At 51.2% G+C, this 1,610-nt stretch carries 1 rRNA gene; it reads right to left on the reverse strand.

Annotation, left to right across the window (positions count from 1 at the left end):
* Positions 1 to 6: 6 nt before the first annotated feature.
* Positions 7 to 1,610 (reverse strand): 23S ribosomal RNA (locus tag ABCM86_RS13955); the annotation flags it as partial.

Genomic DNA, 1,610 nt, shown 5'->3' on the forward strand with positions numbered 1-1,610 from the left:
ATTCATTTGGTCAAGTCCTCGATCTATTAGTATCAGTAAGCTAAATATATTACTACACTTACACCTCTGACCTATCAACCAGGTAGTCTTCCTGGGATCTTAACCTTGCGGTGGGAAATCTTATCTTGAAGTGGGCTTCGCGCTTAGATGCTTTCAGCGCTTATCCTTTCCGTACTTAGCTACCCAGCCATGCCCTTGGCAGAACAACTGGTACACCAGCGGTACGTCCATCCCGGTCCTCTCGTACTAAGGACAGGTCTCCTCAAATTTCCTACGCCTGCGACGGATAGGGACCGAACTGTCTCACGACGTTCTGAACCCAGCTCGCGTACCACTTTAATGGGCGAACAGCCCAACCCTTGGGACCTACTACAGCCCCAGGATGTGATGAGCCGACATCGAGGTGCCAAACCTCCCCGTCGATGTGGACTCTTGGGGGAGATCAGCCTGTTATCCCCAGGGTAGCTTTTATCCGTTGAGCGATGGCCCTTCCATGCGGAACCACCGGATCACTAAGTCCGACTTTCGTCCTTGCTCGACCTGTATGTCTTGCAATCAAGCTCTCTTTTGCCTTTACACTCTTCGTACGATTTCCGACCGTACTGAGAGAACCTTTGAGCGCCTCCGTTACTTTTTGGGAGGCGACCGCCCCAGTCAAACTGTCCACCTGACAGTGTCCCAAGACCAGATTCATGGCCTCTGGTTAGAATCCCAGTACTACAAGGGTGGTATCCCAAGGATGACTCCACACAGACTGACGTCCATGCTTCATAGTCTCCCACCTATCCTGTACATGTAGCACCGAGACTCAATGTCAAGCTACAGTAAAGCTCCATGGGGTCTTTCCGTCCTGTCGCAGGTAACCGGCATCTTCACCGGTATTACAATTTCACCGAGTCTGTTGTTGAGACAGTGCCCAAATCGTTACGCCTTTCGTGCGGGTCGGAACTTACCCGACAAGGAATTTCGCTACCTTAGGACCGTTATAGTTACGGCCGCCGTTTACTGGGGCTTAAGTTCACTGCTTCGATTGCTCTAACAGATCCCCTTAACCTTCCAGCACCGGGCAGGCGTCAGCTCCTATACATCGTCTTGCGACTTAGCAGAAACCTATGTTTTTGGTAAACAGTCGCTTGGGCCTATTCTCTGCGGCCTTCTTTCGAAGGCACCCCTTCTCCCTAAGTTACGGGGTCATTTTGCCGAGTTCCTTAACAACAGTTCTCTCGCTGGCCTTAGGATACTCTCCTCACCCACCTGTGTCGGTTTGCGGTACAGGCACCTTTAACCTCGATAGAGACTTTTCTCGACAGTGTGAAATCAGCTACTTCGCTACTTAATTTCGCTCCGCATCGTACCCCAGCATTATTCCGACGGATTTGCCTATCGGAACTGCCTCAATACTTGCCCGCACATAACCAACAGTGCGGTTAGCTTATCCTACTGTGTCATCCCATTTCTCAAACGGTTATTGGTGGTACAGGAATATCAACCTGTTGTCCATCACCTACGCCTTTCGGCCTCGGCTTAGGTCCTGACTAACCCAGGGCGGACGAACCTTCCCCTGGAAACCTTGGGTTTACGGCCTGTGGGATTCTCACCCACATCTCGCT

The organism is Clostridium sp. 2218st1_F5_2218SCRN_220325 (assembly GCF_039062665.1).
Classification (GTDB): domain Bacteria; phylum Bacillota; class Clostridia; order Peptostreptococcales; family Peptostreptococcaceae; genus Intestinibacter.